Annotated in this window: 20 protein-coding genes; 11 read left to right on the top strand and 9 right to left on the bottom strand. The window is 74.2% G+C overall.

Going from position 1 to position 16105, the window contains the following annotated elements:
- Window positions 1-116: 116 nt before the first annotated feature.
- Window positions 117-635: an MSMEG_0572/Sll0783 family nitrogen starvation response protein gene (locus ND486_RS17820; RefSeq protein ID WP_178374012.1), complete on the bottom strand. Its 519-nt coding sequence runs from the start codon at window positions 633-635 to the stop codon at window positions 117-119.
- Between the two features lie 293 nt (window positions 636-928).
- On the opposite strand from ND486_RS17820, the gene ND486_RS17815 reads away from it, so the two are divergent.
- From ND486_RS17815 to ND486_RS17795, 5 genes are all read left to right on the top strand, one after another.
- On the top strand, window positions 929-2263 hold the full coding sequence (locus ND486_RS17815) for an MSMEG_0569 family flavin-dependent oxidoreductase (protein WP_251785222.1): 1335 nt from the start codon (window positions 929-931) through the stop codon (window positions 2261-2263).
- Entirely contained in the window at window positions 2264-2986 is a 723-nt protein-coding gene (locus ND486_RS17810; protein ID WP_251785221.1) for an SH3-like domain-containing protein, read from the top strand.
- Window positions 2983-3570, top strand: coding sequence for a nitrile hydratase subunit alpha (gene nthA / locus ND486_RS17805; RefSeq protein ID WP_224401978.1), 588 nt, complete (start codon window positions 2983-2985; stop codon window positions 3568-3570). Before ND486_RS17810 ends, nthA begins: the two co-directional genes overlap by 4 nt.
- The gene (locus ND486_RS17800) at window positions 3567-3953 is read left to right on the top strand and encodes a nitrile hydratase accessory protein (RefSeq protein ID WP_251785220.1); all 387 of its coding nucleotides are present in this window, start codon (window positions 3567-3569) and stop codon (window positions 3951-3953) included. The genes nthA and ND486_RS17800 overlap by 4 nt, the downstream gene beginning before the upstream one ends.
- 184 nt (window positions 3954-4137) lie before the next feature.
- On the top strand, window positions 4138-4698 hold the full coding sequence (locus tag ND486_RS17795; RefSeq protein WP_062396316.1) for a hypothetical protein: 561 nt from the start codon (window positions 4138-4140) through the stop codon (window positions 4696-4698).
- Between the two features lie 6 nt (window positions 4699-4704).
- On the opposite strand, the gene ND486_RS17790 is transcribed toward ND486_RS17795, so the two are convergent.
- Together ND486_RS17790 and ND486_RS17785 are read right to left on the bottom strand one after the other, a co-directional pair.
- Window positions 4705-5232, bottom strand: coding sequence for a PaaI family thioesterase (locus tag ND486_RS17790; RefSeq protein WP_208824322.1), 528 nt, complete (start codon window positions 5230-5232; stop codon window positions 4705-4707).
- Window positions 5229-5711 (bottom strand): helix-turn-helix domain-containing protein, encoded by a 483-nt coding sequence (locus ND486_RS17785; RefSeq protein WP_251785218.1) that lies wholly within the window; start codon window positions 5709-5711, stop codon window positions 5229-5231. The genes ND486_RS17790 and ND486_RS17785 overlap by 4 nt, the downstream gene beginning before the upstream one ends.
- Window positions 5712-5869: 158 nt before the next feature.
- On the opposite strand from ND486_RS17785, the gene ND486_RS17780 reads away from it, so the two are divergent.
- Window positions 5870-6448, top strand: coding sequence for a type 1 glutamine amidotransferase domain-containing protein (locus tag ND486_RS17780; RefSeq protein ID WP_161152328.1), 579 nt, complete (start codon window positions 5870-5872; stop codon window positions 6446-6448).
- Window positions 6449-6515: 67 nt separating this feature from the next.
- Here the strand turns inward: ND486_RS17780 and ND486_RS17775 are convergent, their stop codons facing one another.
- On the bottom strand, window positions 6516-6875 hold the full coding sequence (locus tag ND486_RS17775; protein ID WP_251785217.1) for a TraR/DksA C4-type zinc finger protein: 360 nt from the start codon (window positions 6873-6875) through the stop codon (window positions 6516-6518).
- Between the two features lie 278 nt (window positions 6876-7153).
- Here ND486_RS17775 and ND486_RS17770 point away from each other — a divergent pair, with 278 nt between their 5' ends.
- A complete protein-coding gene (locus ND486_RS17770) occupies window positions 7154-7951 on the top strand; it encodes an SDR family oxidoreductase (RefSeq protein ID WP_226358040.1) in 798 nt (265 codons plus the stop codon).
- A 34-nt stretch (window positions 7952-7985) separates the two neighbouring features.
- On the opposite strand, the gene ND486_RS17765 is transcribed toward ND486_RS17770, so the two are convergent.
- Window positions 7986-8801, bottom strand: a complete 816-nt coding sequence (locus tag ND486_RS17765; protein ID WP_251785216.1) for a sigma-70 family RNA polymerase sigma factor — start codon at window positions 8799-8801, stop codon at window positions 7986-7988.
- 359 nt (window positions 8802-9160) lie between these two features.
- Window positions 9161-9343, bottom strand: coding sequence for a DUF1508 domain-containing protein (locus ND486_RS29825; RefSeq protein WP_178374004.1), 183 nt, complete (start codon window positions 9341-9343; stop codon window positions 9161-9163).
- A 206-nt stretch (window positions 9344-9549) separates the two neighbouring features.
- Here ND486_RS29825 and ND486_RS17755 point away from each other — a divergent pair, with 206 nt between their 5' ends.
- Complete coding sequence (locus ND486_RS17755; RefSeq protein WP_226357961.1) at window positions 9550-9822, top strand: hypothetical protein; 273 nt, start codon at window positions 9550-9552, stop codon at window positions 9820-9822.
- Here the strand turns inward: ND486_RS17755 and ND486_RS17750 are convergent.
- Window positions 9819-10223, bottom strand: a complete 405-nt coding sequence (locus tag ND486_RS17750) for a MerR family transcriptional regulator (protein ID WP_226366344.1) — start codon at window positions 10221-10223, stop codon at window positions 9819-9821. The genes ND486_RS17755 and ND486_RS17750 overlap by 4 nt on opposite strands.
- A gap of 122 nt (window positions 10224-10345) precedes the next feature.
- Here ND486_RS17750 and ND486_RS17745 point away from each other — a divergent pair, with 122 nt between their 5' ends.
- Together ND486_RS17745 and ND486_RS17740 are read left to right on the top strand one after the other, a co-directional pair.
- Window positions 10346-11479, top strand: a complete 1134-nt coding sequence (locus tag ND486_RS17745; protein WP_251785215.1) for an SDR family oxidoreductase — start codon at window positions 10346-10348, stop codon at window positions 11477-11479.
- A gap of 297 nt (window positions 11480-11776) precedes the next feature.
- The gene (locus ND486_RS17740; RefSeq protein WP_251785212.1) at window positions 11777-12856 is read left to right on the top strand and encodes a TerC family protein; all 1080 of its coding nucleotides are present in this window, start codon (window positions 11777-11779) and stop codon (window positions 12854-12856) included.
- Here the strand turns inward: ND486_RS17740 and mgtE are convergent.
- A complete protein-coding gene (mgtE, locus tag ND486_RS17735; protein ID WP_062396298.1) occupies window positions 12820-14145 on the bottom strand; it encodes a magnesium transporter in 1326 nt (441 codons plus the stop codon). The two genes, ND486_RS17740 and mgtE, sit on opposite strands and share 37 nt — an antisense overlap.
- Before the next feature lie 141 nt (window positions 14146-14286).
- Here mgtE and ND486_RS17730 point away from each other — a divergent pair, with 141 nt between their 5' ends.
- A complete protein-coding gene (locus ND486_RS17730; protein ID WP_168172112.1) occupies window positions 14287-14685 on the top strand; it encodes a DUF3040 domain-containing protein in 399 nt (132 codons plus the stop codon).
- Between the two features lie 39 nt (window positions 14686-14724).
- On the opposite strand, the gene ND486_RS17725 is transcribed toward ND486_RS17730, so the two are convergent.
- Window positions 14725-16068, bottom strand: coding sequence for an NtaA/DmoA family FMN-dependent monooxygenase (locus tag ND486_RS17725; protein WP_251785211.1), 1344 nt, complete (start codon window positions 16066-16068; stop codon window positions 14725-14727).
- Window positions 16069-16105 lie beyond the last annotated feature (37 nt).

Here is a 16105-nt window from a genome sequence, read left to right as displayed (position 1 = left end):
CGACCGGCACACCCGCCCGCGCCGAGATGCAGCCCACGGCTGCCGCGACGGACGACGCGGCGCCCTGAGCTGCATCTCGGTGCGGATGCGGGACGCGGTGGCGTCCCGCCGTGTCCTCAGAGCTGGTACGTCGAGTTGATGATCGCGCCCTTGCGGGCGTAGTGGATGAGCGCGTCCTGGACGTCGAGCGGGTGCGTCGGGATGACGCCCTCGATCAGGTCCTCCTCACGGGCACCGTGCAGCGACAGCCCGAAGCGGCAGCAGAACACCTTGCCGCCCTCGCTCATGAACGTCTTGAGCTGGTCGTTGATGTTGTGCTCGCCGGGGAACGCGGACGTGCCGGTCGTCGGGAAGCCGCGGGTGGCCAGGCAGTTCAGCGAGCCCGGACCGTAGAAGTACATGGCCGACTCGAACCCCTTGCGCAGCGCACGGGTCGCCTGCAGCACGGCCACGAAGCTGACCGAGGACTCGTGCGCGATGCCGTGCACCAGGGTGAAGTAGGTCTCGCCGTCCTCGGCCTGCAGGTCCGGGAAGACCTTCGTGCCGCCGTAGATGCTCGAACCCTCGGGCAGCGAGGGGTGCGGGATCTCCTCGAGGCTCTTCTTCTCGACGTCGGACAGCTCGGCGCTGGTCATGGGGATACTCCTCGTGGTGTGACGGATCCACGCCGGGAATACGGGTGCGTGGGAGCGCCGGGGTAGGGAGAATGCGATGGAATCGGGTCCCACCGTTTCCGGCGAGCACTACGACACCAGTGATCTGTTGCCGGAACGTTGAGAGCGGACTACGACGACAATTCCGGATCAGCTTTTTGTGACCGTCGTGTTGCGTAACACGGGGCAATGTTCCCGTCGTCCGAACGACACGATTCGGTAATACGACAGGTCGACCGTGGGGCCGTTCCCCTGATCCCCCACGAGGAGGCCCCATGACCGCGGTGATCCGGCGCGAGGACCGGCGCACTCCGCCGACCGAGCTCGACGGCGAGCACCGGACGGTGGTCGTCGTCGGCGGCGGACAGGCGGGGCTGTCGATGAGCCGCTGCCTGGACGTGCGCGGCATCGACCACCTCGTGCTCGAACGCGACGTCGTCGCCTCGTCCTGGAAGCGACACCGCTGGGACACGTTCAGCCTGGTCACGCCGAACTGGCAGTGCGACCTGCCGGACTTCCCCTACGCCGGGCCGGACCCGCACGGGTTCATGGTCCGCGGCGAGATCGTCGACTACCTGGAGGCCTACCGGGCGTTCGTCGACCCGCCGCTGCTCGAGGGCGTCGCGGTGACCCGGCTGCACCGCGACGAGCGGGGGACCTTCGTCGTGGAGACCTCCGCCGGGACGTGCACCGCCGACCAGGTCGTCGTCGCCACCGGCGGCTACCACACGCCGCTCACCCCGCCGCTGTCCGAGCCGCTGCCGGCCGGCATCACGCAGATCGGGTCCCAGGACTACCGCAACCCCGGCCAGCTGCCGCCGGGGGAGGTGCTGGTGGTCGGGTCCGGGCAGTCCGGCGCCCAGATCGCCGAGGACCTGCACCTGGAGGGGCGCAGGGTGCACCTCGTCGTCGGGCACGCGCCGCGGGTGGCTCGCTTCTACCGGGGCCGTGACGTCACCGACTGGCTCGACGAGATGGGTTACTACCGGATGCCGGTGACCCGGCACCCGCGCCGCGAGGCCGTGCGCGCCCAGGCCAACCACTACGTCACCGGGCGCGACGGCGGTCGCGACATCGACCTGCGTCGCTTCGCCGCCGAGGGCATGCACCTCTACGGTGCGCTGACCGACCACGCGGGCGGCCGGCTCACCTTCGCCCCCGACCTGGAGTCCTCACTGGACCACGCCGACGAGGTCAGTGAGTCCATCAAGGACACCATCGACGGCTGGATCGCCGAGCAGGGTGTGGACGCGCCGGTCGAGGAGCGCTACACCCCGGTGTGGCGTCCGGAGCGCGAGGTCACCGAGCTGGCGCTCGACGGCTCCGGGGTCACCTCCGTGGTGTGGTGCATCGGGTTCCGGCAGAACTTCTCCTGGATCGACCTGGGGGTGTTCACCGGCCGTGGCTCGCCGGTGCACAGCCGGGGCGCGACGGCCGTCCCCGGGCTGTTCTTCCTGGGTCTTCCCTGGCAGTGGACCTGGGGGTCCGGGCGGTTCTCCGGGGTGGGCGCGGACGCGGCGTTCCTCGCCGAGCGGATCCGCTCGCAGCGCGGCCTGACCTCGACCGGCGGCCGCGGCGACGTCTGCAACGTCCTCGCCCTGGGGTCCTGAGTGGACGATCCCGCCGACCCGTCCGACCTGGGGGGCGCCTCCGGCTGGGGGCGGGTCACGGCGCCGGCCGACGTCGAGCCGGAACCGCCCTTCGGTGAGCCGTGGCAGGGCCGGGCCTTCGCGCTCACCGCGCTGACCATGGGTCGCATCTCCGGGCGCAACCTGGACGCGTTCCGGCACGCACTGTCCCGGTTGGACCGCACCCGCTACCTCGACGACGGCTACTACGGTCGCTGGCTGCACGCCGCCGAGCTGATGCTCGTCGACTCGGGCGTCCTGGCACGCGGCGCGGTGGAGGCACGGGCCCGGCGCGGTCGCGGCGAGGACGTGCCCGAGCCGGCCGACCCCCCGGTCGCGAAGCCCGACTACGCGCCCACCGCGCCCGGGTCGCTGCGGACCGTCGACGCCGCGCCGCGCTTCGCCCCCGGCGACCCGGTCCGCGCCCGCCGCGAGCCCCCGGACGTCGCTCCGCCCGCACCGTCGGCGGGCCCGGTCGGCCGCGGGCCGTGCAAGCTCCCGCGCTACCTGCGCGGGACGCCCGGCGCCGTGACCGCGGTGCGGCCCGCACACGTGCTGCCCGACACCCACGCGGTGTTCGCCGGTGAGCACCCCGAGCACGTGTACACCGTCGCGTTCGCCGCGCCGGACGTGTGGGGCCCCGGCGCGGACCCGCACGTCACCGTGCACGCCGACCTGTTCGAGTCCTACCTGGAGCCACGATGACCGACGACGATCCCGGTCCGGCGCTGCGCACCGCGGCGCTGGAGGAGCTGCTGGTCGAACGGGGGCTGGTGGACCCGGCCGTCGTCGACGGGTTCGTGCGCACCTACGAACGCGACGTCGGCCCGCTGAACGGCGCGACGGTCGTCGCCCGCGCCTGGACCGACCCGCGGTTCCGGGAGTGGCTGCTGCGCGACGGCACCGCGGCCATCGCCTCGCTCGGGTTCACCGGACCGCAGGGCGAGCACATGGTGGTGCTCGAGCAGACCGAGCAGGTGCACCACGTCGTGGTCTGCACGCTGTGCTCCTGCTACCCGTGGCCGGTCCTCGGGCTGCCCCCGAGCTGGTACAAGGACCCCGCCTACCGCGCCCGGGTCGTGCGGGAGCCGCGGACCGTGCTCGCCGAGATGGGGCTCGACGTGCCCCCGGAGCGGCGGATCGAGGTGTGGGACTCCTCGGCCGAGGTCCGCTACCTGGTGCTGCCGCGCCGGCCCGCGGGCACCGACGGACTCACCGCCGAGCAGCTCGCCGGGCTGGTCGGGCGGGACGCGATGGTCGGGGTCGCCGAGGCGGTGGAGCCGTCGTGAGCGCTCCGCTGCTCGACGTCGCGGGCCCCGCCGCCCCGCCGCGCGCCAACGGCGAGCTGGTGTTCACCGCGCCCTGGGAGGGACGCGCGTTCGGGCTGGCCGTCGCGCTCGCCGAGGCGGGGGTGTTCACCTGGGACGGCTTCCGCGACCGGCTGGTCGCGCGGATCGCCGCCGACCCCGCCGCCCCCTACTACGGCTGCTGGCTCGCCGCCTGCGAGGACGCGCTCGTCGCCGCGGGTCGGCTGGGCGGGGCCGACGTGTCCACCCGGGCCGCGGGCCTCGCCGCCCGCCCGGCCGGGCACGACCACGCCGGGCACGACCACGCCGGGCACGACCACGCCGGGCACGACCATGCTGGCCACGGTCACGGTCACGGCCGGTAGGAGAACATCCACCCGTGGTGACGGAATGGTGCGGTGGACGCATTCCGCGCACTACCCCACGCGAATGCGGAACGGAACCGGGCCGACCCGAACGGGGCCGTGCGCGACCCGGCCGGTGTCACCGCTCGATAACCGATCATGTCTTCGCGGGGCCGATGCCCCGATGCGCGGATAGATTGGGGTCATGAGCGGATCCGGGTCGGTGGTCCTGCGGACCGTCGCCTGGTGTGCCGGGGTCCTGCTGGTGGGTGCCGGAGTGCTGGCCGCCGTCGTCGTCGGGTTCGGCGCGCTCGTCGCGCCGGGGGAGGCGCGCGCGTCCCGCGAGATCGACCCGGCCACCGAGTTCGCCCGGCTCGCCGTCGACGACCCGGCCGCCGCGCTGCGTTCGTGCACCCCTGCCCGCGGGACCCTCGTCGACGCGTTGTCCGGTGCGCTCCCGGTCGGTGCGGTGCCCGGCGCCGACCGGTTCACCGCGACCGACGGGGACCTCACGTTCGTCTCGGCGCCGATCACCGGCACGCTGCGCGGCGCCGGGGACCGCGCCGTCTGGGTGTGGGGGCGGCAGGGCTTCGCCGCCGTCACCGACGACGCGCGCGCCCTCACCCCCGGGCTCCCCGGGCCGTCGCTCTACGCCACCGGCCCGGACGCGGCCGGCGCGGTCCGCTCCGCGACCTGTGTGGAGGCCGCGCAGCGCGCCGACCGCTCCGGCAGCGCGCCGACCCAGGGCCCGGTCGCGCCGCGCTGAGACGGCTCAGCCGCCGGGCAGGATCAGGCAGCTCGACGTGGCCTCGCCCAGCAACCGGCCCCCGGCGTCGGTCAGCTCGGCCCGGGCCAGCGCGGTGCGGCGCCCGGCCTGCACGACGTGGCCGGTGCACGTCACGGTGCCGGTGTCGACGGTGATCCGGCGCAGGAAGCGCACCGACAGGTCCAGGCTGGTGTAGCCGGTCCCGGCGGGGAGCGTGGAGTGCACCGCGCACCCGCAGGCGGAGTCGAGCAGCGTGGCGTACACCCCGCCGTGCACCGAGCCGATCGGGTTGTACTGGTGCTCGCCGGGCTCGAAGGCGAACGCGACGCGCCCGTGCTCGGCCGAGACGGCCCGGAACCCGACGAGGCTCGCGATGGGCGCCCCGGGGAGGCGGCCGTCGACGATCCGGCGCAGGTACTCCAGTCCGTCCAGACCGGACGCGGCGGCGGCGAGCACCATCGGGTCGGTCCACTCGTGCTCGCGGCGGCGCGTGGCGGTGGCCGGGCCGGTCGTGGGTTCTGCTGCGGAGGTCATCGTGGCTCCTGCTCGGGGACGGGGGCTCCGGGGCCCGGTTCGAGGTGGACGTCGTCGGCGCGGCCCAGGCGGTGTCCGGCGGCGCACACGCTCACCAGGCGCACCGGGGCACCACAGCCGGTGTGCACGCGGACCACGGGCGGGCCGGCGTCGCCGGCGAGGTGCCGGTCGCCGAAGTCCATGAGCGCGGCCAGGACCACGCCCAGGTCGCGCCCGCGGCGGGTCAGGCGGTACTCGGCGCGGGTCCGGGCGCCGGGCTCGCGGTAGTCCACCCGTTCGACGACGCCGTCGCCGACCAGCTCGGACAGCCGCCGACTCAGGACGGTGCGTGCGACGCCCAGGCCGTGGGCCAGCTCGTCGAAGCGGGCGACCCCGCGGCCGAGGTCGCGCACGATCAGCACCGTCCACGGGTCGGCCAGCAGCGCCGCGGTGCGGGCCACCGAGCACACCTGGGACGCCGCCGTCGTCCGTGCGTCCATCCCCGCCTCCTGGGTATCGCTGCGCTACTCAGGACGCAGAGTAGCCCGGCGCGGCGCACGGCGACAGCGCCCGGTCCCGTCGTGCGCGATTGATCGTGCGCACAGCGGGAAGCCGGGAGGGGACAACACACGAGCACGAGACCGAGGAGGAACCCACGGTGGCGAACGAACTGCAGGGCCGGACCGTCGCGATCCTGGCCGCGGACGGCGTGGAGAAGGTCGAGCTGGTCCAGCCCCGCGAGGAGCTGCAGAAGGCCGGCGCCCGGGTCGAGGTGGTCTCGCTGTCCACGGACCCGATCCAGTCGATGTCGGCCGACATCAACCCGGACGAGAAGCTCGACGTCGACCGGGCCGTCGCGGACGTGTCCGCCGACGACTACGACGCGCTGGTACTGCCCGGCGGCACCGTGAACCCGGACAACCTCCGCGCCGACGCCACCGCGGTGGCGTTCGTGAAGGCCTTCTTCACGGCGGGCAAGCCGGTCGGCGCGATCTGCCACGGCCCGTGGACGCTGGTCGAGGCCGACGTGGTGAAGGGCCGCACCCTCACGTCGTTCCCGAGCATCCGGACCGACCTGCGCAACGCGGGCGCGACCGTCGTCGACGAGCAGGTCGTCAACGACAAGGGCCTGGTCACCAGCCGCAACCCCGACGACCTCGACGCGTTCTGCGCGAAGCTGATCGAGGAGTTCGCCGAGGGGAAGCACCCGGTGCACCCGGAGGGTGCCACCGCCTGACCCGCGCGCTCGCACGACGCGACGGGCCCGGCACCCCGAGCGGGTGCCGGGCCCGTCCGCGTCCGGGTCAGCCCTCGACGGGGCCGGCCATCTGTGCGGCGTCCTCGGGATGGTCGCGGCACCGGTCGGTGTCGGGGCGCGCCTCCAGCCGCTCGTCGTCGATCTGCTCGCCGCACACGTCGCAGCGTCCGTACTCGCCCTTGTCCAGACGGGTCAGCGCTGCCCGGACCCGCGCGGTGCGGGCCCGGCGGGTGTTCTCGTCGAGGTCGTGGGCCATCGTCTCGTAGGCCCGCAAGCCTTCGTCGCCGAAGTCGAGACCCTCGCCGACGCGGTCGTCGCCCGGCGCCGGCCGCTCGGTCACCGCCGAGCTGTCCTCCAGCTGGTCCAGCTCCTCGGTCAGCAGGGTGCGTGCCCGCTGCGCGTCCATCGGGTCTCCTCTCGTGCCGCGCGACCGGACGGCCGCACGGGGACCGGACTACCCCACCGGCGGGCGCGCACACGCACGCCGTTTCGCCCCGGGCGACGCGGGTAGGCGCGGCGTGGCCGACGGGTGCGGCCGTGGTCCTCCCCGGTCGCACCGCCGGCGCGCCGTCCCGGCCCGTCGACGGGTTCGTCCCGTCGCCGGTCACGGACCGATCGAGAGGGAGCCCCGTGTCCGACAGTCCGCCCGCCCAGCAGCAGAGCCCGCCCGGTGACACCGGTGCGATGGACCCCCGGCCCCGCGACGAGATGCGCGGCTACCAGGGCCGCGACCTGCTCGCCGGCACCGTCGCCCTGGTCACCGGTGGTGACTCCGGCATCGGGCGCGCGGTGTGCGTCGCGTTCGCCAAGGAGGGCGCCGACGTCGCCCTGGCCTACCTGGAGGAGCACGACGACGCCGAACACACCGCCGGGCTCGTCCGCGCCGAGGGGAGGCGCTGCCTGACCCTTCCCGGGGACCTCGGGGACGCCGCGCACTGCGCCGACATCGTGCGGCGCACCGTCGAGGAGCTGGGCGCGCTCGACACCGTCGTGAACAACGTCGCCACCCAGGAGCCGGTCGACGCGCTCACCGACATCGAGGACGACGCCTGGCTGCGGACCTTCGAGGTCAACATCCACAGCTACTTCCGGGTCACGAAGGCGGCCCTGGAGCACCTGCCCGACGGCGGCGCGATCGTGAACACCGGATCGATCAACGGCCTGCGCGGGAACAGGAGCCTCATCGACTACTCGGCCACCAAGGGCGCGGTGCAGTCGCTGACCTACTCGCTCGCGCAGTCGCTGACCCCCCGCGGCATCCGGGTCAACTGCGTCGCCCCGGGTCCGGTGTGGACGCCGCTGATCCCGGCGACCATGCCGCCCGACACGGTCGACGGATTCGGCGAGCAGACCCCGATGGGTCGTCCCGCGTCCGCGGACGAGATCGCGCCGTCCTTCGTGTTCTTCGCGGCGCCGCGGCTGTCGTCGTACTACACCGGTGAGGTGCTCGCACCGGTCGGCGGGGAGACCCTGCCGGGCTGAGCGTCCGGGCCCCGCCGCGGCCGGCGGCCCGCCTCTAGTCGTCGGCCAGCCGCTCGCGCAGCCGCGCGAGGGTCCGGGACAGCAGCCGCGAGACGTGCATCTGCGAGATGCCCAGCTCGGTGGCGATCTGGGACTGGGTCCGGTCGCCGTAGAAGCGCAGGACCAGCATCCGACGCTCCCGTTCGGGCAGCTCGTTGAGCGCCGCACGCATCCCGGGGCCGTGCGCCGCGAGGTCCAGCGCCGGGTCGTCGGAGCCCATCCGCTCGGCGAGCGACAGGCCCTCACCGGAGCCGTCGTCGCCGACCGGCGCGTCCAGGGACTTGGCGTGGTGCGACTCCAGCGCGCCGAGCGCATCGACGACCTCGCCGATCGGCACGCCGACCTCGGTCGCGATCTCCGAGGGGCGGGGCGGGCGGCCGAGCCGCTGTCCCATCTCGTCGGCGACCCGGCCGACGGTGACGGCGAGTTCCTTCAGGTCGCGCGGGACCCGCACCGCCCAGGAGTAGTCCCGCAGGTGGCGCTTCATCTCGCCGCGGATGCTCGGGACCAGGTAGCCGAGCGGGCCGCCGGTCGCCGACGACGGATCGTAGCGGTCGACCGCCTTGACCAGCCCGAGCATGCCGGCCTGCTCGATGTCCTCAACGCCCCGGCCGGGGGCGGCGAAGCGCCGGGACAGGTTGCGCACGAGTGGACGGAACTCGCGGATCACGTACTCGCGCAACGCATCGCGGCCCGGCGTGCCCGGCGGGGTCCCGGCCAGCTGGTCGAGATCGGGGATGAGGTCGTCGTAGCCCCGTCGGCCGTCGCGGGAGGTCGTCGCGGGCCGGGTGGGCAGAGTGGGACTTCGCATGGTCCCTCGCAATCGCCGATGGCAGGTGCGGGGTCCGCTGCGCGGTTGAACGGATCTCGTGTGGACCGGTGGGCGGGCGGAACCGCGTCGGCGGTGTCCTGCGTGCCCGGTGCCGGGAGCCCGACCGTAACCCCGGCCCGGGCGGTCCACAACCCGGGGCGGGGGACCGCGGTGCGGTTCAGGTCCGGGCGTGTGGCGGCGTCACGAACACCGCGGCGCCGTCGCTGAAGCGGGCGAGCAGGTCCTGCATGGTGTGCGACCGTGTGCGACCACCCGCCGGAGGCGTTCCGACCCGTCTCGGACCGGACGCGTCCGGCGGGCTGCCGGTGGGGCCGCGACACCGGCCCCGGCAGGTCCGCTCAGGCGTCGGTCTCGACGACGGTGGCGCCCTCGGCGGCGCGCTGGACCGCCTCGCAGCCCTTGTGGGCGGCCGACTTGCTCTCGTAGGCCTCGCCGACGGCGACGACCTGCCCGTTGCTCGCCTTCAGCCGGAACCGGAACTTCCCGCCCCGGTCCTCGTACACCTCGAACTTGCCTGCCACAGGGGCCTCCTCGGCTTGATCGACCACCGCTGGTTGGTGCGGATGGCCGCGCACGTTAGCCCAGATGGCATTGCGACGGGCAACGGAGTGTGCCCCTCGTCGGGGCGGGCCGGGCAACCTTCCCGGCGTGTGAGGGTAGAGTCCGGTCCTCCGACGGTCCGGCCGGTGCACGTGCCGGGCGGACCCGGCGGGCGGAGGAGGGTGCCATGGGTCAGGACGACCGTCCCGCCGACCCCGATCGGGTACCGGTCACCCGGGTCGAGGTGCTGGACTTCGTGGGTGAGCTGTTCGGCCACGGTCCGGTGCCCCGTGCGGCGCTGCTGGCCGCGGCCCGCGCCGAGGACGCCAGGGCCCGCCTGCACGAGGTGCTCGACGCCGCCCTGCCGGACCGCCCGCTGACCGGGCTGGACGACCTGTGGCGCCACGTCGACGTGCCCGAGGACCTCGGCGCGGTGCGCGGACTGCCGTCGCCGCGCTAGTCGTCCGCGTCGCCGGTCCGCGGCTCGGACAGCGCCCGCAGCTCGCGGGAGAGCAGCTCCAGCCCGTGGATCCGGGCGTGCAGCGCCTCGATCCGCGACTCGGCGGCGGTGCGGTAGAGCGCCAGCCGGTCCCGGGCGTCGTCGCCGACCGGGCGGCCCGCGTCGAGGTCGGCGCGGGCACCGTCGATCACCGCCATCAGCGCGCGGATCTGGTCCAGGCCGAGGTCGAGCGGCTTGAGCGTCTTGACGAACCGCAGGCGCTCGACGTCGTCCTCGGTGTAGAGACGGAAGCCGCCGGTGCTGCGGGCCGACGGCGTGACCAGCCCCAGCTCGTCCCAGTGCCGGATGGTGCGCAGCGACAGCCCGACACGCGTGGCCACCTCACCGATCTGCTGCACCACACCACCTCCCCTCGACCGTGCGGCCCCGACCGTACCGCCGGGGCGGGGCCGGTCTCAGCGGGCTCTCAGCGGGGCGGGCCTTCTCAGGGGCGCCACAGCGAACCGTCCCTAGCGTCGTCGACATGCCGACTGCACTGGTCACCGGAGCGAGCCGCGGGCTCGGCGCCGTCTACGCCCACGAGCTCGCCGAGCGCGGATGGTCCGTCGTCCTCGTGGCGCGCGACGCCGCCCGCCTCGCCGACGTCGCCGAGCGGATCGGCCGCGCCACCGGCGCCATCGTCGAGATCCTGCCCGCCGACCTCACCGACCCGGCCGGGCTGGCCGCCGTCGAGCGCCGGATCACCGACCGGGACCTGCCGATCGAGCTGCTGGTCAACAACGCGGGCGTCGAGACCGACGCGGTCTTCGCCGAGGCGCCGGTCGAGGCGCTGACCGGCGAGATCGACCTCAACGTGACGGCCCTGATGCGCCTCACCCGCGCCGCGGTCCCGGCGATGACCGCCCGCGGCCGCGGCGGCGTGCTCAACATCGCGAGCTTCGCCGGGTACCTGGCCTCGGGCGGCAACGCCTACGGCGCGTCGAAGTCCTGGGTGCTGGCGTTCAGCGACACCGTCGCGGCGTCGCTGCACGGCACCGGCGTCACCGTCACCGCGGTCGCCGCGGGCCGGATCCGGACCGACGACGACCCGCAGGGCCCGCTGTGGCTCGACCCCCGCGACGTCGTGCGCCGCTCGCTCGACGACCTCGCCCGCGGCCGCACGCTGTCCGCGCCGGGCTGGGTGTACCGGGCGCTGGTCGGCTACCTGGAGGCGCCGCGCACCGCGCTGCGGCTGGCCGCACGGGTGGCGGGCCGGGGCCGGGAGCGCTGCGAGCGCCTGGAGCGGGGGAGCGGACACGCCCGGCCGTCGCCGGTCCCGACGCCGTTCCGTGACGCGCCCGCCCCGGCCCGGCCGCAGCCGGCTGTCGCGGTGCACGCGGTGGGCCCGGCGACGCCGGTGCCGCCGGTCCTCCCCGAGGAGCCGGCGCGGCCCGCGCACGTCGCCGCCGCGACCGTCCCGGCGCCGCGCGTGTCGGGTACCGGCCCGCTGCCCGTCGTGACCGGTCCGGCCGGGACCGGGGCCGCCGCGGTCCGCCCGGCCGCCGCGCGGGCGGCCGCCTCCGCGACGGCCCGCGCCGCCGTCCGCAGGTTGCCCGCCGCCCCGCGTCCGGTGCAGCCGGCCCGCGACGCCGCGACCGTCCGGCTCGCCGCGGGCTGAGGACCGCGCCCCGCCCGCCGGTCTCGCGGCCACCCCGCGGGCCCACGACGACGCCGCCCGCCCGGTGAGATCATCGGCGGAAACGGACAGATGTGACGAGACTCGCGTACCCCCCACTGTCGGAACCCGGAGTCATGCCCTAGCGTTCTGCACAGTCGAAGGGGAGTACTCCCGAACACGGCGTCGCCGTCATCACGGCACCGGCCCGAGCCGGTCCCGGTTGCGCCGGTCCACCGCGGTCACCGCGGCGGGCGGAGGAGACCTTCAGCGCCCCTACCTGCGCTGGAGGACCCTGTCATGAACGTTCCCCTCTGGGTGTGGCTGGCGACGCTCGCCGTCGTCGTCGGCATGCTCGTGTTCGACTTCGTCGGACACGCCCGTGACCCGCACGAGCCCACGCTGCGCGAGTCGGCGATCTGGTCGGCCGGCTACATCGCGATCGCCCTGCTGTTCGGCGTCGGCGTCGGCGTCTTCTCGGGCTGGCAGTACGGCGGCGAGTACATGGCCGGCTGGCTGACCGAGAAGGCCTTGTCGGTCGACAACCTGTTCGTCTTCCTGCTGATCATGACCAGTTTCGCGGTGCCGAAGGTGCACCAGCAGAAGGTGCTGCTGATCGGCATCGCGATCGCGATCGTCATGCGCGGTGCGTTCATCGCGGTCGGCGCGGTGATTATCGAGCAGTTCGTCGCGGTCTTCTACCTGTTCGCGGTCATCCTGTTCTGGCTCGCCTGGTCCCAGATCCGCGAGGCGATGTCCTCCGACGACCACGAGCAGGCCGACGCCGGTGACTCGAAGCTGATCCGCCTGGTCCGCAAGGTGCTGCCCACCTCCACCGAGTACGACGGCGCGAAGCTCGTCACCCGCGTCGACGGCAAGCGGCTCCTCACCCCGATGGCGCTGGTCATCGTCGCCATCGGGCTGACCGACCTGCTGTTCGCGTTCGACTCGATCCCGGCGATCTTCGGTCTCACCCAGGAGCCGTTCCTGGTGTTCACCGCGAACGCCTTCGCCCTGCTCGGCCTGCGCCAGCTGTACTTCCTCATCGGCGGCCTGCTGGAGCGCCTGATCTACCTGGCGCACGGCCTCGCGGTGATCCTGGCGTTCATCGGCGTGAAGCTCACCCTGCACGCACTGCACGAGAACAACGTGCCGTTCATCAACGACGGGCAGCCGGTGCCGGTGCCCGAGGTGCCGATCTGGCTGTCGCTGCTGGTCATCACCGGGACGATCGCCGTCGCCGCCGTCGCGAGCCTGGTCGTCTCCCGGCGCCGCGCCGCGGCCGCCCCGGAGGTCGCCGGACCCGAGACCGACGGCGCGGACGACGCGACCGTGGACGCGGGTCAGATCCCCAGCACCACCCGGGCGACCGAGAAGTAGATCAGGAGCCCGGTCGCGTCGACGAGCGTCGTGACCAGGGGAGCGGACACCACCGCCGGGTCGATCCCGACCCGGCGGGCCAGCAACGGCATCGTCGCGCCGACCGTCGCCGCCCAGCCGCAGATCGCCACCAGCGTCACCGCCACCACGACGGCGACCTGGACCCCGACCAGCAGCGACGCGACGGCCAGCCCCAGCGCACCGAGCAGGGTGCCCAGCAGCAGACCGACCCGCAGCTCCCGCCACACCACGGCGGGCAGGTCGGCCAGGCGCACCTCCCCGACGGCGATCGCCCGGACCGCCGCCGATGCGGACTGGGCACCCGCGTTGCCGCCGGTGCCCACGAGCAGCGGGATGAACAGCGCCAGCGCGGTGACCTGCTCGAGTGCGTCCTCGAAGATCTGCAGCACGTTGACCGTCAGCACCGCGGCGAGCAGCAGCACCGCCAGCCACACCGCGCGGGTGCGCGCCAGCTTCGTGACCCGCACGTACATGTAGTGGCCCGACCACGGCGCCGCACCGGACTGGCGGGCGACGTCCTCGGTGTCGGCGCGCTCCAGGATCTCGACGGCGTCGTCGATCGTCAGCAGACCCAGCAGCCGGTCCTCCGAGTCGACGACCAGCAGGTCGAGCAGGTTCGCCTCACCCATCAGGCGTGCGGCGTCCTCGGCGGCGTCGGTGGCCCGCACCCGCGGCGCCCCGTCGTCGACGAGGTCGGCGACGGCGACGTCCGGCCGGGCCAGCACCAGGTCGCGCAGCGAGACGGTGCCGGTCACCCGGCGCCCGGCGTCGGTGACGGCGAGGGTGTACACCGTCTCGGCCTGCGCGCCCTTGCGCCGCACGACGGCCAGCGCCTCGGTCACGCTGCTGTGCAGCGGCACGGCGACGGTCTCCGGCGTCATCACCCGCCCGACCGAGCCGTCGGGGTAGCCGAGCAGCGCCGCGGTCATCGACCGTTCCCCGGCCGACAGCCCGGCCAGCACCCGGTTGGCGACCTTGGCCGGCGCCTCGCCGAGCATCCGGGCGCGGTCGTCGGGGTCCATGTCCTCGACCAGGGCGGTCACCGCGTCGTCGCGCAGCCCCGCCAGCAGCTCCTGCTGGTCGACCGGGTCGAGCTCCTCGAACACGTCGAGCGCGCGGTCCTTGCCGAGCAGCCGGAACACCCAGCCCGCGTCGACCGGTTCCATCCGGGCCAGCGCGTCGGCGATCTCGTGGGCGGGCCGTCCGTCGAGCCGGTCGAGGACTCCGGCGGGGTCGTGGCGTTCGACGAGATCGGTCCAGCGTTCCATGCGGGTGATCCTGCCGCCGGGGCCTGCCGCGTGCAGCGGCGGGAGTATGTCCGTTTCGGTAGGATCGGTGACGTCTACCGCACATCCCGGATGACTGCCCCCGGGAGCGGGAACCCGGTCGGTGGCACCGAGGAGGTCACGATGTCCGTCACACCCCCGCCCCTGCCGCCCCCGTCGCCCGGCGGCGGGACCGGCGATCCCGACCCACGCCCGGTGGCGCGCCCCCTGGACCGCGACGAGGAGCTCCGGCTCTCCGGCCTCGAACAGGAGCTGCGCCGCTCCGACCCGGACCTGGACACCGAGCTGACCGCACCGCACCGGCCCGCGCGCGCCGCGGGCGGCCGCGCGGACCGGATCCTGCAGGCCGTCGCGATCACCGTGATCGTGCTGGTGATCGTGCCGGGCGACTGGGTCGCCGGGCTGCTGTCGTTCGGGCTGCTGCTCGGGATCCCGGCCGCGATGGCCTGGATCGCCGTCCGTGCACACCGGGAGAACGTCGCCCGGGAGCAGGCCGAGGGCCGCGACGACGAGCGCGCCTGACCCGCGCCCGGTGCCGCGGCGCCGGTCACGGGAGCGCGGTCAGGTCGTGGACGGGGCCGCCGTCGCCGCCTCGGTCGGGTCGGTCGTCGAGCGGACGGCCGGCAGCCCGAGGTGCTCACGCAACGTCGTCCCGGTGTACTCGGTGCGGAACGACCCGCGCTCCTGCAGCAGCGGCACGACCCGGTCGGCGAACTCGTCGAGCCCGCCCGGGGTGACGTGCGGGACCAGCACGTAGCCGTCCGCGGCGTCGGACTGCACGGCGTCGTCGATCGCGTCGGCGACCGTCCGTGGGCTCCCGACGAAGGTGTGCCGCCCGGTCACCTCGATCACCGTCTCGCGCAGGGACAGGTTCTTCTCCGCGGCGAGGGCACGCCACTGGTCGGCGACGGCCTTCGGGTCCCGGTACTGGCGCACGCTGGCCCGGCCTTTCGACACGAGCTCGCCCTCGACCGGGTCGAACTCCGGCAGCGGGCCGTCCGGGTCGCGCCCGGACAGGTCGGTGTTCCACAGCTGCTCGGCGAACACGATCGCGGTCTGCGGGCTGACCTGCTGGGAGCGGATCACCTCGGCGCGCTCGGCGGCCTCGGCGTCGGTGTCGCCCAGCACGTACGTCGCGGCGGGGAGGATCTTCAGGTCGTCCCACGCCCGGCCGTAGCGGGCGAGGCGGCCCTTCACGTCGGCGAGGAACGCGCGTCCGGCCTCCGGCTCGGCGTGCCGGGAGAAGATCGCGTCGGCCGACGCGGCGGCGAACTCGCGACCCTCCTCGGAGTCACCCGCCTGCAGGATCACCGGGCGGCCCTGCGGGCTGCGCGGCAGCGAGAACCGGCCGTGCACGTCGAACTGGTCGGAGGCGTAGGCGAACTCCCCGCGGTCGTCGGGACCGGTGCGCGAGTCCCAGATCGCGGCGGTCGCGGCCAGCTGCTCCTTGGCCCGGGAGTAGCGCTTCTCCTTCGGCAGGAAGCCGCCGCGGCGGAAGTTCTCGCCGGTGAACGCGTCCCACGAGGTCACCACGTTCCAGGCGGCCCGGCCGCCGGACAGGTGGTCCAGCGACGCGAACTGGCGGGCGACGTCGTAGGGCTCGGTGAAGGTCGAGTTGATCGTCCCGGCCAGGCCGAGCCGGTCGGTGACCGCGGCCAGCGCGGACAGGACCGTGAACGTGTCCGGGCGGCCCATCACGTCGAGGTCGTAGATCTCGCCGCGGTGCTCGCGCAGGCGCAGGCCCTCGGCGAGGAACAGGAAGTCGAACCTCGCCCGTTCGGCCGTTCGCGCGAAGTGCGCGAACGACTCGAACTCGATGTGGCTGCCGGACGCCGGGTCGCTCCACACGGTGGTGTTGTTGACGCCCGGGAAGTGTGCGGCCAGGTGGATCTGCTTGCGCGCCATGAACGGCCTCCCGAGGGGTTCAGCGGTCTCCTACCGG

The organism is Pseudonocardia sp. DR1-2 (assembly GCF_023717215.1).
Taxonomy (GTDB): Bacteria; Actinomycetota; Actinomycetes; order Mycobacteriales; family Pseudonocardiaceae; genus Pseudonocardia; species Pseudonocardia alni.
This window is presented reverse-complemented; position numbering and strand designations above follow the sequence as displayed.

Coding starts and splice junctions, on each gene's coding strand:
- ND486_RS17820 (WP_178374012.1), bottom strand. CDS start 635: ATGACCAGCGCCGAGCTGTCCGACGTCGAGAAGAAGAGCCTCGAGGAG.
- ND486_RS17815 (WP_251785222.1), top strand. CDS start 929: ATGACCGCGGTGATCCGGCGCGAGGACCGGCGCACTCCGCCGACCGAG.
- nthA (WP_224401978.1), top strand. CDS start 2,983: ATGACCGACGACGATCCCGGTCCGGCGCTGCGCACCGCGGCGCTGGAG.
- ND486_RS17795 (WP_062396316.1), top strand. CDS start 4,138: ATGAGCGGATCCGGGTCGGTGGTCCTGCGGACCGTCGCCTGGTGTGCC.
- ND486_RS17790 (WP_208824322.1), bottom strand. CDS start 5,232: ATGACCTCCGCAGCAGAACCCACGACCGGCCCGGCCACCGCCACGCGC.
- ND486_RS17785 (WP_251785218.1), bottom strand. CDS start 5,711: ATGGACGCACGGACGACGGCGGCGTCCCAGGTGTGCTCGGTGGCCCGC.
- ND486_RS17775 (WP_251785217.1), bottom strand. CDS start 6,875: ATGGACGCGCAGCGGGCACGCACCCTGCTGACCGAGGAGCTGGACCAG.
- ND486_RS17770 (WP_226358040.1), top strand. CDS start 7,154: ATGGACCCCCGGCCCCGCGACGAGATGCGCGGCTACCAGGGCCGCGAC.
- ND486_RS17765 (WP_251785216.1), bottom strand. CDS start 8,801: ATGCGAAGTCCCACTCTGCCCACCCGGCCCGCGACGACCTCCCGCGAC.
- ND486_RS17755 (WP_226357961.1), top strand. CDS start 9,550: ATGGGTCAGGACGACCGTCCCGCCGACCCCGATCGGGTACCGGTCACC.
- ND486_RS17745 (WP_251785215.1), top strand. CDS start 10,346: ATGCCGACTGCACTGGTCACCGGAGCGAGCCGCGGGCTCGGCGCCGTC.
- ND486_RS17740 (WP_251785212.1), top strand. CDS start 11,777: ATGAACGTTCCCCTCTGGGTGTGGCTGGCGACGCTCGCCGTCGTCGTC.
- mgtE (WP_062396298.1), bottom strand. CDS start 14,145: ATGGAACGCTGGACCGATCTCGTCGAACGCCACGACCCCGCCGGAGTC.
- ND486_RS17730 (WP_168172112.1), top strand. CDS start 14,287: ATGTCCGTCACACCCCCGCCCCTGCCGCCCCCGTCGCCCGGCGGCGGG.
- ND486_RS17725 (WP_251785211.1), bottom strand. CDS start 16,068: ATGGCGCGCAAGCAGATCCACCTGGCCGCACACTTCCCGGGCGTCAAC.